Genomic DNA, 15,371 nt, shown 5'->3' with positions numbered 1-15,371 from the left:
CGATACCAATAAGTTAACTTAAGGTTTTACAGATTAATTTTGCATCAGTATAGGCGACAATAGCGACATTGCGAATTTAGTACAATTAGACGATTGGCTAAAAAAAAGGGGCCCGCAGGCCCCCTTGGAAGGTAATAAAAGCACCCGAAAACGCTCTACATCACGGGTATAGCGTGCAGCTACCTAGCGTTAGTACTTTCAAATATTTTATCCGCTGACTCAGCGACAAAACCAGTGAATATCGAGCCATCAGATTTTGGATAGCGTTTAGCAAATTCGTAAAAACAGCTAGGGATTGCGCGCTCGCCATCAGTAAAGGCCACTGGATGTTTATCTGCCAAAGTAGATGACTGCTCTAACATAACCTCAACCGAGCCTTTGATTTCACCGCCTGCAGTATTTAATGACAAACCTGCAGCCTTCACTGCCTGATTGATTTGCTCAATAGAGTCAAACTGGCTTAAATGATTATTACTGACAGTAAAATGATTAGCGCGATAGCCCCACGCTGCTACCCACGCCGCAAATTCTGACTCTTGCAACAGGCGTTGATAAGTTGGGTAGTCAATATCCCAGTGACGACCTGAGTATAAAAAGCTGTCTTGGGTCACTGCGTCTTTATCCATGTTTGCCACAAGAGAGCGCACTGTTTCTTGTAATGACTCACTGCACTGTTCAAGCAATAATTCGGAAATAAAGACCTTGGGTAAATCTGGATTTTCAGTATGCTCAAAATGTTTCGCGTAAAGCTTCTTGCTTACGAAATGATATTCACCGCAAGCCTTGTAACCGACGGCTTCAAAATGCGCTGCTAACGCGCTCAAACCGATCCCCGGCAAGTTAAAGGTACGCAGAGCAATGTGATCGTTTACCACCTCTTGTCCCTGAGTTTTATCAAATAAGTCGTGCACGGTAACCGCAGAAGGCGTTACCGCAAGGTAACTTTCCCATAATTTTTCAAATAAAGTATTCACGTTTGTATGCATAAATAAAAACCTTTCTATTCAATGTTATGACGTGCCAAAGCAGAGCAATTTTACTTTTGCTCTGCTCGTTTTATAGCTTAATAAAACGCACATCGCTGCCGTCTGATAAACCTAACTCAGCCGCCGTATTTGCGCTGAGCAGTAACGAATTTGTATCGCTGTGGTATTTCACTTCAGGGGTGATCGTGGCGCGAAATTGGCTGACGTTTGTGCTGCACAGCATGTAATTTTGCTCATCTGCTTTGGCCTGTGATAATTGGTGTTCATCACTTATCGCCACAGTTGCTAAGCGACTTTGTTGCACTGTACGAATGTTTCTTAGCGCCACTTCGACAGTAGGCCCCGCGTCAAACAAGTCGACGTATCCGCGATGAAAGAAGCCTTCTTTTTGCAGTAAGCGCAGTGCAGGGGCTGTTTTTTCATGCACCTTTCCAATCACATTTTGCGCTTCAGGGCTTAGCAGCGCCACGTACACTGGGTGTTTAGGCATCAACTCAGCAATAAACGATTTATCCCCAATACCCACGAAGTAATCAGCAGTAGGGAAATCAATCCCAAAGAAGTTCGTCTCTAACCATGCCCAAAACGGCGAATGGCCATTTTCATCGGAAATACCGCGCATCTCGGCAATAACCAAATCAGAAAAGCGCTCAGGGTGATTGGCCATAAACAGATAACGAACACGAGACAAAAGTTGCCCAGCAAAACCACGGCGGTATTTTTCACGTACAAATAAAGTACATACTTCAGATGCCCCAGTGTAGTCGTTACACAAATTTAGCGTCTCGACGACTTTTTTCACCCCTAAGCGAGGTGAGTAATGCACATGGCTGGCAACATGATAGTGATAAAATGGTGCGCTCAAACCCACCGCCGCTTCAATCCCAGTGACACCAATGATGTCTTTACTTTGCGTATCTTCGAGCACAAATAAATAGCTTTGCTGACCGGGGGAGGTCACGGTTTCAGTAAAGCTCTTTTGGGCGCGAGATATTTTGCTGAGTAATAACTCATCATTATCAGGAAGCGAAGTAAAGCCATGCCCAGATTCAATCGCAATCTGCTTTAAAGCCGCAAAATCTGCCGAGCATATAGGCCGAATTACCAACATGCTGCTTAGCCTTTAACTACTTGAGCAACAGCTTGCTCGAAACGCTGTAAGCCTGCCGCTATGTCTTGCTCTGGTATCACTAAAGAAGGGGTAAATCGAATCACATCTGCGCCGGCCACTAAACACATCAAGCCATGCTCTGCTGCTGCATTTAGAAATGTTTTCGCTTGGCCTTTGTAGGTGTCATTCAATTCTGCTCCAAGCAACAACCCCTTCCCGCGTATCTCACTGAACACATTGTATTTCTCATTGATGCGCACTAGACCAGCACGGAATAACTGCTCTCGCTGGGCTACGCCTGCTAACACTTCACTATTATCAACAACGTCAAGTACCGCTTCAGCAACGGCGCAGGCAAGGGGGTTGCCACCGTAAGTAGAGCCGTGAGTCCCTACTTTTAAGTGTTTTGCTATTTCAGTGCGCGTTAACATAGCCCCTATCGGAAAACCGCCGCCTAGCGCTTTTGCTGTGGTCAAAATATCTGGGGTAACAGCTAAATATTGATAGGCATACATAGCACCGGTGCGGCCGACACCCGTCTGCACTTCGTCGAAAATCATTAACGCATTGTGCTTGTCACAAAGTGCACGCACACCTTTAATAAAGTCGGCACCGGGGGAAATTATCCCGCCCTCGCCTTGTAGTGGCTCAAGCATCACAGCGCAGGTGTTGTCGGAAATTAACGCTTCAACACTGGCCAAGTCATTGTAATCAGCATGGGCAATATCACCTGGTTTAGGACCAAAACCATCGCTATAAGCTGTTTGTCCCCCCACGGTCACAGTGAAGAACGTACGCCCATGAAAGCTTTTATTAAACGAGATGATCTGTGATTTGTGCTCACCGTGCACGTCGAGTGCCCAGCGGCGAGCTAACTTTAAAGCCGCTTCATTGGCTTCTGCCCCCGAATTGGCAAAGTAGACTTTATCTGCAAAGGTTAACTCAGTCAGTTTTTTGGCTAAGCGCAGTGCTGGTTCATTGGTCATCACGTTTGACAGGTGCCATAATTTCTGCCCCTGCTCTGTAAGCGCCTGCACAAGTGCTGGGTGGCAATGACCTAAGCAACTAACCGCTATCCCACCTGCGAAATCGATGTATTCTTTATCGTTTTGATCCCATACGCGAGAGCCTTGACCACGCACTGGAATAATCGCTGATGGTGCATAGTTGGGAACCATAACGTCATCGAATAAATCTCTGGTTACTTGCATTTGGGCACTCCTATTAGTTTTTATTCATTCACTGTGAAACGCATCACAGTCTACGTATTACTCTATTATCAAGGTAATCAGGTTAAAATTGCAGTAGCATTATGGTTAAAATGCTCAGTCTAATTAGCAAATAGACCAAATTAAGTATCAAAATGATAACTAAACAAGAACAACAGCTACTTTCTATCCTGCGCTCTAATGCCAGAGCCAGCATCTCTGATTTAGCGCGTGTATTGAATTTATCCCGCTCGACCGTTCAAAACCGCATGACTAAACTGGAAGAATCCGGTGTGATTAAAGGCTATGCAGTACAATATGGCAGTGAATACCAAGACAACCTTGTATCGTCGCACGTGTCCATCAAGGTTAAGCAAAAATTAACCGCCAAAACCAACGCAGAATTGCGCCAAGTCAGCGAAGTCAGTGAACTCTACGCCATTAGCGGAGAGTATGACTTAATCGCTATAGTGCAAGCTGAATCTCTTGAGCAGTTAAGCCAGATTTTAGACAACATAGGTAACTTGGACGGAGTGGAACGTACTAATTCATCCGTTATCTTAGAGACAAAGTTCAAGCGATAGTAGCGTTTAATACCAATCCGCATTAATAAGTGAGCGCCTCAGAATACCTCCAGCGGTTTTTGATTAAGGCGTCGCTATGTAGTAATGGTATAACAGAAGAAAATATTGCCTTTGTCGACTTTCGCCTAATTGCATAACCCTCCGCGATGGCGTATCTATTTACGCTCTATACATTTTTCATGTAATTCATGGGATCGGTTAAACAAGGCGTGTAAATTGAAAAGTAAAGTGTTAGTTGTCGATGACAGTTCTACCAGTGTTCGTGTTGTCAGTCACTTAATTAAAAAAGCAGATAAAACACCGATCAGCGTGTTCAGCTTAACCCAAGCGTTAGACGTACTAAATGATCAAGCCAGCGATGAGTTTTTATGTGCTGTAGTCGATTATACCCTACCTGATGCCCCTAGAGGCGAAGCCATTGAAGCGGTATTAAAATACAATATCCCGGTCATTGTTATCACGGGCAGGCTAGACAACAACACCCGCGAACAAATTTTAAACAAGCCTGTGGTTGACTATATCCCCAAACAGAATGCCCAAGTATACGAGTACCTAACGCGTTTAATTGTTCGTTTAGAGCGCAACAGTAAAATCGGAATATTAGTGGTCGACGACTCGCTGTTGAGTCGCAACGCCGCAGTCAATTTATTAAAACGACACAATTTTATTACGTATGAAGCTAAAGACGGCATTGAAGGGCTCGAAATTCTAAACAAAAACCCCGGCATTAAAATGGTTTTAACCGATGAAAACATGCCCAATATGAGCGGCTTAGAAATGCTTGTCGCGCTACGCAAAAACTTCAAAAAAGACGATTTAGCTGTCATTGGCATGTCCTCAGAGGGCCCATCCTTTTTGTCCGCTAGGTTCATAAAAAGCGGCGCCAATGACTATTTAAACCGCCCTTACTGCCATGAAGAATTTTTCTGCTGCGTCACCCAAAATATTGAAAGCTTAGAAAATATCGAAGCTATCCGCCGAGCAGCAAATTCTGATTATTTAACTGGCTTACCCAATCGCCGCTACTTCTTTCACCGCTTAGAGAACACCTCACCTTCAGCTCAAGATTGTGTTGCCCTCATCGATTTAGATTTCTTCAAAAAGGTGAACGATACATTCGGCCACGAAGGGGGTGACCAAGTGTTAAAAGATGTGGCGCGGCTTTTGGCTAGCCATTTTAGCCAACACCTTATCGCACGATTCGGCGGTGAAGAGTTCTGCGTTTACTTTCAAAATACCTCCGTAGAACAAGCTAAAGCAAGTCTAGAGGAATTCCGTATTGCGTTTAGCGAGCGTGCTTCGTGGATAAATCAACAACCCATTAAGTGCACCACCAGCATAGGGTTAAGCAACAAGTTTGAAGGTGAAATTGACGGCATGATTTCCTTTGCTGATCTCGCGCTTTACCAAGCAAAACAACTAGGCAGAAATCAAATCGTCGTTGATGAATTACAAGCTAACACCCAGATAATTTAGTTAGCATGCGTCCCTAGGTTGCCACTATCACCAAGGGTTGAGTGCTTACCTTAGCGGCGCTTCTAGTGATGCTTGCTCGATTGTTTCTGGTGTAATATTTTTTACCAACTGCAAAAAGCTCATAGTGGCGATATTTGCCATATGTTGAATGGAGTCGTTCCATACTTTACCGTGGCCTACAAACATGGTCATGCCCTCCATGGACGAAGAAATAAACAGCGCGACTTTTTGCACTTGCTCAAAGTTCAGCGTTGGGTTCAAACGCATAATGCTATCTTCAAGCGGTACCCGCACCCGAGCGTAAATTTCATCCATTAATTTGTCCGCATACTCGTCATGATTGGCCAGCGCCCAAAGCTCCGGGTAGAAGGTCGTTGTGGTGGGGTTACCCAAATCAAGCACAATAAAATTGATAATCGACTTGAGGTGCAACTCAGGATCGTTGTTCGCCCCTAATCGTAATCTTTCAAATTCATCCATAAACTCATCAATACTATGATCGAGCATATCTTTTAAAAGATCATTCTTATTTGGGTAGTAATACTGCAAATTACCCACACTGATCTGTGCCCCTAGCGCAACCTTTCGCATAGACAACTTACTGTACCCTTCTTCAATGAGTATCGATTTGGCAGAGTCTAAAATCAGTAATATGGTTTCTTTACCGCGACGAGATTCCCCCGTTCCTTTTCTAATATTTCTCATTTTATTCAATTAGTTACCTTTAATCAGGCAAGCATTCGTACATGCTTACCTTTCCCTTGTGCGTGATTATATCAGATCCCAGTAAAAGTCTTGAACAAGCTTGAATGATCGCTCAAAAAAAACACTCATGTGAAAAATTTGTGAAAAAACACTTGGATCATTTGTACAACTGTACTAATTTAGTACATACGTACTATTTAGCGCATTAATTGTTCACCGCTTATTTCGATTGAAGTGCGGCGGGCATGTCAATTACTAGGATCACTCTAATGGTTAGCAAAAAAATACGACCCGTTTCTGCACTATCATCCGCACTATCATCTACATTATTCTCTGCACTACTGCTCTGTTCAGTATTCAGTCCAACAAGCCAAGCTGAACTCCCTAACGATACGGTGCCCAATGTACTGACCCTACCCGAAACGCACCCAGAATCTTGGCTGTATGTTCAAGACATGAATTTTTGGGGAATGACTGAAGGCAAAGTGATCATCTTAGATATCGCCAGTAACACGCGTAACTACAAAGGCCAAGTCAGCACCGGCTTTTTCGGCTCGTTTATTCCTTCCACCGAGCGCAACGAAATGTACAGCGCAGAAACCTATTACGCTCGAGGTACGCGAGGTGCGCGAACTGATGTTTTATCTGTGTGGGATAACGCCACTCTTAGCGTTAAAAAAGAAATTGAATTACCCCATAAAAAACGTGCACAAACAGTGTCAGAGAAAAACGCCACACAGCTAATTGATAACGACAAGTACATGCTTGTTTTCAATTTTACCCCCGCTACCTCGGTTTCCGTCATCGATATGCTTGAACACAAGGTTCTCAACGATGTGGATATCCCAGGTTGCAGCTTAATTTACCCTTCGGGAAAACGTGGGTTTAGCACCTTATGTGCCGACGGTTCAATGCTGAGCATTCAGTTAGATGAACAAGGCAAGGTTGCCAGTGAAACCCGCGTACCGTCTTTTTTCAATGTGGATGAAGATCCCCTGTTTGAGAAATACGCTCGCATCAATAATGTCGGCTACTTCCCGACATTCCAGGGCTACATGCAACCCGTTGATTTAAGTGGCCCAGTCGCCAAACCTCAAGAAAAATGGGATCTGCTAAGTGCCAGTGAGCGAGAGCAAAACTGGCGCCCAGGTGGCTGGCAAATCATTTCTGGCCACCCAGATGGGCGGGTCTTTGTTTTAATGCACAAAGACGGTGTGAATGGTAGCCACAAAGACGGCGGCACAGAAGTGTGGGTATACGACACCAAGCAGCATAAAAAGATCAAAACCATCCCTCTTGAAACCCACGGCATTTCGCTTGAAGTCACCAAGGGTGATGAGGCTCTTTTAGCCGTCACCAATGCGAAAATGATGATCGACGTTTACAACCCCAAGAGTGCCAAGTTAGAGCGCACCTTGTCTATTGGCGGTGATAACGCCAACCCCTTCACGCTAACGGCAGTGGAGTAACCTTATGTTAATTAACCTATTACTCGGCTTACTTAGCGTATTTTGGATCGCTTGCGCCGTCCATAAACTGGCAGATTTAAACAGCTTCACCCACAACCTAAAACAATACCAATGGGTACCACCCATTCAACGCGACATATTAGTAATAGGGCTGATTTTAGCCGAAGCGCTAAGCGCCATTTTATTGCTACTGCCTGCTATGCAGCTATTCGGGCTAATACTCGCTTGCGGGTTACTACTGGCCTATAGCGGGCTTATCGCCCTGAATATTTACTCTGGTAATCAAGATTTTGATTGCGGGTGCCTATTTGGTAGTCAAGAACAACGCCTGAGTGTCAGCCTTTTATGGCGAAACGCAGGTATTTTATTGCTGCATGTGGTTGCGTTTCTTGCTCTGCAAACCGCCACATCTCGCACGTCAGATGTACTCATTAGCTTATTGTTCGGCGCTGTAGCACTGCTTGTTGGTGTTATTGCTCAGCAACTACTTCGTAACCAATCTCACATCAACGCTCTAAAGAGGTAACTCACTATGTCAAACCTATTTCTATTTACATTCGCCCTCTTGTGGGTACTGGTTATTGCACTTGGTGTTGTGGTTTACGCCCTAGCACGTCAAGTCGGTGTGCTGTATGAACGTGTTGCGCCAGCAGGTGCATTAGCCATGAATCAGCAATTAAAAGCAGGCGATAAAGCCCCAGAAATTTCTGTTAAAACCTTAAGCAAAGAAAAATTACTCATAGGCAAGCCTACCCAGAAAAGCACGCTGCTATTTTTCTTATCGCCTGATTGCCCTGTATGTAAAGAGTACCTACCTGTTATTACCTCTTTGTCACGGGCCGAGCGTTCGCACTTAGATGTGGTCTTTGTTAGCGATGGTGACGAACCAGATCATCACGCCTTTATCAAAGACAAAAAACTCGAGAACTTCCCTTATGTGCTTTCAGAGGAAGTAGGTAAAAAATTCGGCGTTAGCCGTTTACCTTACGCCACGCTTATCGACAAGACAGGCATCATCTCATCAATGGGCTTAGTTAATTCTCGCGAACACATCGAGAGCCTATTAAATGCTCAGGACCTCAATGTGGCGTCGATCCAAGAGTTCTTAGAGAAGCAAGGTAACAACGAACGCACCCTCTACAAACAGGCTTAACGAGAGAGACTCTATTATGAAATGGTTTGATAAATTCTTTGAAAACAAAACCCGTAATATCGCCCGCACCAGCTCAAGACGCAGCTTTTTATCCAATGTAGGCAAAGCTGTTGTGGGTGTTTCTGTCATACCTGCTTTGCCTGTGGCTAAAGCCGCCAGTGGTGGAGCCCCAGCGGGTGCTCACTATCCGGGGGTTTCCCCGCAAACAAGTGGTAGCGATGGGGACCCAGGCGACCCAACTACCTGCGAGTACTGGCGCTACTGTGGTATCGACGGCTTTTTATGTTCTTGCTGCGGCGGCTCTCAATCAGCCTGCCCGCCAGGCACAGAAATGTCGCCAATCACTTGGATCGGCACCTGTCTTAACCCGGCGGATAACAAGCATTACATCATTTCCTATAACGACTGTTGCGGTAAAGCAGCTTGCGGACGTTGTTTCTGTAATCGTAATGAAGATGACACCCCCATGTATCGAGCATTTTCAAATAACGACACCAACTGGTGTGTGGGCGCGTCTAGCGAAACCTACGTGTGCTCAACAGCGGTCATCCTCGGCACCTCAATCGAATCATAGCTGGGAGTATTCCTATGCCTAATTGTTTTCGAGTCAGGTCATTCGCCACTTTCGGGATTGCTTTACTGATGTGGCTGCCCTTGGCGAGCCACGCCAATGACGCCCAGACCAAGATGAAATACACCTTGTTCTGTAGCGGGTGTCACACCGCAGATGGCCGCGGAAGTGGCGACCCTCGCATCCCTGACATGCGCAACTACGTGGGCTATTTTGCCGCCGTGGAGGGTGGCCGAGAGTTTTTAATTCAAGTACCCGGCGTAGCAACTGCGCCTTTAAAAAGTAAGGAGTTATCTCAAATCGTCAATTGGATGCTGCGCACCTTTAGTACAGATCAGCTACCCGATGACTTTCAACCGTTTGATGAGCAAGAGGTGGAACGATTGCGGCAGTACGTTCTACGTAGCGAATTGGGGAGCACGCGCAAAGCGCTGGTTACCCGAATAGAAGAGTACAAAAAAAATAATTAAACACACTGGATTCGCACCTAGGAGACACCATGAAAACACTAAGCTATTCAACCATATCGACCGCGGTCATGCTCGGCCTTGCCAGCGTTGGCGGACTGGCCAGTATCAGCGCCCATGCTGATGTGCTAGAAGTCATAGAAGTGACCGCACAAAAACGCACCCAAAGCGTTCAGGAAGTGGGGATTTCAATCACCGCTTTCAGTGGCGAACAACTTGATGCTCTCGGCTACGACAACGCGCAAGAAGTCACCGCTATGGCGCCAGGGGTCACGGCTATTCAGCCCAATGGTCCGTCTGCGTTTTATATCAATATTCGTGGCGTAGCGCAGAATGACTTTTCTGGTGATCATCAAGAATCCCCTGTGGCAGTTTACTTAGATGAGGCGTACATCAGCGCGTCATCTGGTGCTGGTTTTCAACTGTTTGACATCGAACGGGTAGAAATACTCAAAGGGCCGCAAGGCACACTATTTGGCAGAAATGCGACGGGGGGCTTGGTACATTACATTTCACGCAAGCCCACCGACACCTTCGAGGGATATGGTAAGGTTACCTTAGGCAGCTATAACCAAATCCTGACAGAAGGCGCTATAGGCGGCGCACTCACCGACACCCTCTTCACTCGCTTCTCCTTCACCACCAATAATCACGACCCTTACATCAACAACACCCTTGGTAAAGATCTCAACAACGGAGACGACTGGGCAGCCCGTTTGCAATTTTTGCTTGAAGTCACAGACGACGTGGAATGGCTGATCAGCGCCAGAAGCGGTAAGCAAGACATAGACAGCGGATTTTTCGAGCATTCAAGTGCGCGCTTAAATCCTGAAACCGGCTTGGGAGAACATTTTGACGGCCCCAATTTAACGACATCAGCTTATCAAGAGCCTGATAATGGCGTGTACACAGGTTCATACGACAGAATTGGTTTTAACAAAGTCGAAAGCCAAGGGATCACCAGTAATTTACAATGGGATTTTGGTGATATTCTGCTGACGTCGATCACCGATGTGTGGAGCCTAGAGAAAGACTACATCGAAGACTCAGACGCCTCGCCACAAGACTACTACAACTTCTTTTTACAATCGGATGTTGACCAATTCTCTCAAGAGCTGCGCCTAAACGGCCAAAGTGACAATAGCCGCTGGGTTGCTGGACTGTACTATTTAGACATCGACGGCACGTTCGCCAATGGCGGAGAAGTGCGCGGGTTTGTTGACCAGCTTGCGGGTGCTGGAGCAGGTACCGGCCCTGAAACAGGCGGGCCCGTCACGATTTGGACCCCTTTTGACACCACCACCGAGACTTACTCTGTTTTCGCCCAGTTAGAATACGATCTAAATGAGCAATGGACCGTTATTGGCGGTTTGCGCTGGGCCAATGAAGAAAAGTCCATCGACTACTCGCAAAATTATGTCGAAATTGCCAATGGCAGTAACCCCTCTGCTGCCAATATCGTCAACCCAGATCCATTGGGCTTTGGCGGCCCGCTCTTTGTATTTAATGATGAAACCTTCGATTTTGCCAGCCTAGATGATGATTACTTAACCGCCAAAGCGGAAGTAGATTACAGCCCCAGTAAAGGCACATTATTCTACCTAAGCTACAACCGCGGCATTAAAAGCGGCGGCTACAATGCTCCGCTCGATATCACTGACTTTCTTGATGGTAATCCTGAAACCGGTGGCCCAGAAGAAATGCAATTTGGCAAAGAAACCTTACATGCCTACGAGTTTGGTGTGAAACATCAGCTCAATTCCACCACTCGGGTCAATGGCGCTGTTTATTACTATGACTACGACGACTATCAAGCCTTTCGCTTAGAAGGCTTAACCACGTTCGTCTTCAACACTGACGCCAGCGTCAGCGGTGCTGAGCTTGAGATCACGTCAAACCCAATAGACAACCTAGACTTGCTACTTGGCGTTAGCTACGTCGACAACAACGTGGAAGATGCCTATCAACTCCCTAACGGTGATCTAGTCGACCGGCGCGCTGTGGTTACCCCAGAGTGGAATATTAATGGTTTAGCGCGTTACGGCTGGCAACTAGCGGACGGCGAGCTAGCAGCGCAAATAGATTTTGTTTACATGAGCGATCACTACTTTCAATTGAAAAATTCACCCGTGGGCGAACAAAGTGGCTACGCCCTATTTAATGCTCGGGTGTCGTATACCTCTGATGATGGCAAATGGGAATTCGCTGGCTTTGTAGACAATCTGCTTGATAAAGAATATCGCGTAATGGCCTTTGATCTCGCAGGCGGGCCTGAAGCTGGGGGATTCGGCATGGTTGAGAATTACTACGGCAAACCCAGATGGTGGGGGCTCAGTGCTACCTACAATTTTGAATAAAGACACAATAGATTAGGAACATTTTATGGCGCTTAAACAAAGCTATATATGTGGCAAGGCTGATGCTCAGCTTATTTACCAAACCATTGGTGATTACTTTGATTACATTAGCCAAAAACATGCAGACAGCGAGGCCTTGGTGGTTGACCACCAAGACATTCGCTGGACATACGCCACTCTCAAACAGAAAGTCGATGAATTGGCCACTGGCTTACTCGCTCTTGGCATAACGTCTGGTGATCGTGTGGGGATCTGGGGGCCCAATTCTTATGAATGGACCGTCACCCAATTTGCAACCGCAAAGATTGGCGCGATCATGGTGTGTATTAACCCTGCTTATCGCCTTCGTGAATTAGAGTACGCGCTAAACAAGGTGGAGTGTAAAGCCATTGTCTGCGCAGAACAGTTCAAAACCAGCAGCTACCCGCAAATGTTACAGCAGCTCATACCTGAACTGGCGCACTGTGAGCCGGGGAAAATTGAAAGCTCCGTTACGCCCCATTTACGCAGTATTATAAAAATGGGCGACGAGGCAGTGCCGGGAATGCTTAATTACGCAGATGTCTCGCAAATGGGCACAGAAGCGCAGCGACAGCAATTAGTCACTCTGGCCAATCAACTGCTGCCTGACGACCCTATTAATATCCAATTTACCAGTGGCACCACAGGCCAGCCCAAAGGAGCCACCTTAACCCACTGTAATATTCTTAATAACGGCTTTTTGGCCGGTGAAGGCATGCGCCTAAGCCCCAGTGACCGAGTGTGTATACCGGTTCCCCTTTACCATTGCTTTGGCATGGTACTGGGGAATTTATCCTGTATCGCCCACGGTGCCACCATGATTTACCCCAACGATGCGTTTGATGCGTTAACCACTTTGCAAGTGGTTGAAAAGGAACGCTGCACCGCCTTGCATGGCGTACCCACCATGTTTATTTCTGAGTTAGATCACCCCAATTTCCATGAGTTTGATTTATCCAGCCTACGTACCGGCATCATGGCGGGGTCGTTATGCCCGGCTGAAGTCATGAAACGCGTTATTGGTGAAATGCACATGGAGCACGTGCTCATTGGTTATGGTCAAACCGAGCTTAGCCCGTTGAACCATTTAACCTTACCTGAAGATCCGCTACAAAAACGCGTTGAAACTGTCGGCCGAGTAATGTCTCGCATCGAAGTTAAACTGGTGGATGAACACAACCGCGTAATCCCAATTGGTGAGCGCGGTGAAGTATGCACCAGAGGTTATTCGGTGATGCGAGGTTACTGGAACGATCCGAGCCGCACGGCTGAAACCATAGATTCTGGTGGCTGGTTACACTCAGGTGATATCGGCATCATGGATGAAGACGGCTATGTGACCATAGTCGGTCGCAGCAAAGACATGATTATTCGTGGGGGTGAAAACATCTACCCCAAAGAAATTGAAGAATTTTTATATACCCACCCAGCGGTACAGGATATTCAAGTATTCGGTATTCCCCATGTCGATTTTGGCGAAGAAGTTTGCGCCTGGATTTGCCTAAAACCTGGTAGCAGTGCCGCTGCCAAAGACATAACCGATTTCTGTAAGAATCAAATTGCTCACTTTAAAGTCCCTAAACACATTCGCTTCGTTGAAGCGTTTCCGTTGACGGTCACGGGCAAAGTACAGAAATTCAAAATGCGCGAAGTCATGGAGCTTGAAGTGGCTCAGGCTTCTCCTGCCCTTGCAAAATAGAGGATACAACATGCAATCATTTCCCATGCTGATCAATGGCGAGTTAGTTCAAGGTAATCGCTCACTCAATGTCATTAACCCGGCAACCGAAGAGGTATTTCAGCAGATTACCTGCGCTGATGAAAGCCAATTTGAACAGGCTATTGCTGCTGCCAAAGGAGCTTTTGCACAATGGCAAACGGTGGATATGCAAACCCGTCGAGACAGCCTCAATAAACTCGCTGATGCCCTAGAAGCACAAACCGGTGTATTCGCTGAATTACTCACCCAAGAACAAGGTAAACCACTGGCCGAATCAACCGCTGAAGTGGGTTTTAGCTGTGCATTTATTCGTTACTTTGCCCAGAGAGAACTGCCTATTGAAACCTATCAAGACGATGAAACCAGCAAAGTCGAGCTACACCGCAAACCTCTGGGTGTGGTTGCAGGTGTGGTCCCTTGGAACTTCCCCTTGATGATAGGCTGCTTTAAATTGGCGCCAGCAGTGTTGTCTGGCAATACGTTTATTTTAAAGCCACCCGCGACAACACCATTGTGTGTGCTGAAACTGGCAGATATTTGTCAGCAAATATTCCCTAAAGGCGTGGTCAATATCATCACCGACAATAATGATTTAGGGCATATTCTCAGTGCCCATCCTGATGTTGCCAAAGTGGCCTTTACGGGTTCAACCCCGACAGGTAAAAAAATCATGTCGGCGGCATCGGGTACGCTCAAGCGCTTAACCTTGGAGCTTGGCGGCAACGACGCAGGCATCGTGCTACCTGATGTTGATCCTAAAAAAATCGCCCCGGCCATTTTTGCCACGGCGTTCATGAACTGCGGCCAAGTTTGTATTGCCCTAAAACGCTTATACGTACATGAAGATATTTACGACGACCTTGTTCACGAGCTAAGTGAATTGGCAAATAGTGCGGTAGTAGGCAATGGCTTACACGATGGTGTGACCTTTGGGCCCATCCAAAACAAGGCACAATTCATCAAGGTGCAAGAATACTTAGCAGACGCCAAAGACAATGGCGTTATTGCCGCTGGTGGTGAGGTACTCGACGGCCCCGGTTTCTTTATGCGCCCAACCATAGTGCGTGACGTAACCGACGGCTGCAAAGTGGTGGATGAAGAGCCATTCGGGCCTATTCTGCCGGTCATTAAATACAAAACGATTGATGACGCGGTTGAGCGCGCTAACAACTCAGTATTTGGTTTAGGCGGCTCTGTTTGGTCAAACGATTTAGATAAAGCTTATGAGGTCGCCAAACGGCTAGAATGCGGTACTTCTTGGATAAACCAACACCTAAACTTTGGCCCAACTGTACCTTTTGGTGGCGCGAAAGAATCAGGTATTGGAGTTGAATTCGCCCAAGAAGGCTTATTGGAATACACCCAAGTGCATGTCATTAACATAGCCAAACAAACGTTTTAATCTGAGTCATAATATTCCCCCACACGCGCTGGGGGAATAGTTGCAAAGCGAGCTTATGCTCGTTACCCTGCCCCCTTATTTAACCCGTGTTTTTCTTCTCTGCCTTCTCTGAGCAACTTAGCTCACTTACTTTCCGCATAT

The 15,371-nt window shown here is 46.4% G+C and carries 14 protein-coding genes; 10 read left to right on the top strand and 4 right to left on the bottom strand.

Annotation, left to right across the window (positions count from 1 at the left end):
- Window positions 1–179 precede the first annotated feature (179 nt).
- The 3 genes from GCHA_RS18380 to GCHA_RS18370 all read right to left on the bottom strand — a co-directional run bounded on the left by GCHA_RS18380 (window position 180) and on the right by GCHA_RS18370 (window position 3,308).
- Window positions 180–986: a DUF1338 domain-containing protein gene (locus GCHA_RS18380; protein ID WP_007991001.1), complete on the bottom strand. Its 807-nt coding sequence runs from the start codon at window positions 984–986 to the stop codon at window positions 180–182.
- A gap of 70 nt (window positions 987–1,056) precedes the next feature.
- The gene (astA, locus tag GCHA_RS18375; protein ID WP_007990999.1) at window positions 1,057–2,097 is read right to left on the bottom strand and encodes an arginine N-succinyltransferase; all 1,041 of its coding nucleotides are present in this window, start codon (window positions 2,095–2,097) and stop codon (window positions 1,057–1,059) included.
- 5 nt (window positions 2,098–2,102) lie between these two features.
- Window positions 2,103–3,308: an aspartate aminotransferase family protein gene (locus GCHA_RS18370; RefSeq protein WP_007990997.1), complete on the bottom strand. Its 1,206-nt coding sequence runs from the start codon at window positions 3,306–3,308 to the stop codon at window positions 2,103–2,105.
- A gap of 152 nt (window positions 3,309–3,460) precedes the next feature.
- Between GCHA_RS18370 and GCHA_RS18365 the strand changes: the two genes are divergently transcribed.
- Both GCHA_RS18365 and GCHA_RS18360 read left to right on the top strand, forming a co-directional pair.
- A complete protein-coding gene (locus GCHA_RS18365; RefSeq protein ID WP_007990996.1) occupies window positions 3,461–3,889 on the top strand; it encodes an Lrp/AsnC family transcriptional regulator in 429 nt (142 codons plus the stop codon).
- Between the two features lie 216 nt (window positions 3,890–4,105).
- A complete protein-coding gene (locus GCHA_RS18360) occupies window positions 4,106–5,365 on the top strand; it encodes a GGDEF domain-containing response regulator (protein WP_007990994.1) in 1,260 nt (419 codons plus the stop codon).
- Window positions 5,366–5,410: 45 nt separating this feature from the next.
- Here GCHA_RS18360 and GCHA_RS18355 read toward each other — a convergent pair whose 3' ends face one another.
- Window positions 5,411–6,079, bottom strand: a complete 669-nt coding sequence (locus GCHA_RS18355) for a TetR/AcrR family transcriptional regulator (protein ID WP_007990992.1) — start codon at window positions 6,077–6,079, stop codon at window positions 5,411–5,413.
- Window positions 6,080–6,339: 260 nt separating this feature from the next.
- On the opposite strand from GCHA_RS18355, the gene GCHA_RS18350 reads away from it, so the two are divergent.
- From GCHA_RS18350 to GCHA_RS18315, 8 genes are all read left to right on the top strand, one after another.
- Window positions 6,340–7,539 carry an amine dehydrogenase large subunit gene (locus GCHA_RS18350; protein WP_007990990.1) on the top strand — a complete coding sequence of 400 codons (1,200 nt, stop codon included), beginning with the start codon at window positions 6,340–6,342 and terminating at the stop codon, window positions 7,537–7,539.
- A gap of 4 nt (window positions 7,540–7,543) precedes the next feature.
- Window positions 7,544–8,065, top strand: coding sequence for a MauE/DoxX family redox-associated membrane protein (locus tag GCHA_RS18345; protein WP_007990988.1), 522 nt, complete (start codon window positions 7,544–7,546; stop codon window positions 8,063–8,065).
- Between the two features lie 6 nt (window positions 8,066–8,071).
- Complete coding sequence (locus GCHA_RS18340) at window positions 8,072–8,692, top strand: redoxin family protein (RefSeq protein WP_007990986.1); 621 nt, start codon at window positions 8,072–8,074, stop codon at window positions 8,690–8,692.
- A gap of 16 nt (window positions 8,693–8,708) precedes the next feature.
- Window positions 8,709–9,266 (top strand): methylamine dehydrogenase light chain, encoded by a 558-nt coding sequence (locus GCHA_RS18335; RefSeq protein ID WP_007990985.1) that lies wholly within the window; start codon window positions 8,709–8,711, stop codon window positions 9,264–9,266.
- Between the two features lie 68 nt (window positions 9,267–9,334).
- A complete protein-coding gene (locus tag GCHA_RS18330; protein WP_007990983.1) occupies window positions 9,335–9,733 on the top strand; it encodes a c-type cytochrome in 399 nt (132 codons plus the stop codon).
- Window positions 9,734–9,762: 29 nt separating this feature from the next.
- Window positions 9,763–12,087, top strand: coding sequence for a TonB-dependent receptor (locus GCHA_RS18325; protein ID WP_007990981.1), 2,325 nt, complete (start codon window positions 9,763–9,765; stop codon window positions 12,085–12,087).
- A gap of 25 nt (window positions 12,088–12,112) precedes the next feature.
- The gene (locus tag GCHA_RS18320) at window positions 12,113–13,807 is read left to right on the top strand and encodes an AMP-binding protein (protein ID WP_007990979.1); all 1,695 of its coding nucleotides are present in this window, start codon (window positions 12,113–12,115) and stop codon (window positions 13,805–13,807) included.
- A gap of 10 nt (window positions 13,808–13,817) precedes the next feature.
- Window positions 13,818–15,230: an aldehyde dehydrogenase family protein gene (locus GCHA_RS18315; RefSeq protein ID WP_007990978.1), complete on the top strand. Its 1,413-nt coding sequence runs from the start codon at window positions 13,818–13,820 to the stop codon at window positions 15,228–15,230.
- Window positions 15,231–15,371 lie beyond the last annotated feature (141 nt).

The organism is Paraglaciecola chathamensis S18K6 (assembly GCA_000314955.1).
GTDB lineage: Bacteria > Pseudomonadota > Gammaproteobacteria > Enterobacterales > Alteromonadaceae > Paraglaciecola > Paraglaciecola chathamensis.
The sequence above is the reverse complement of the archived record's forward strand: the minus strand, read 5'-3'. Positions and strand labels throughout refer to the sequence as shown.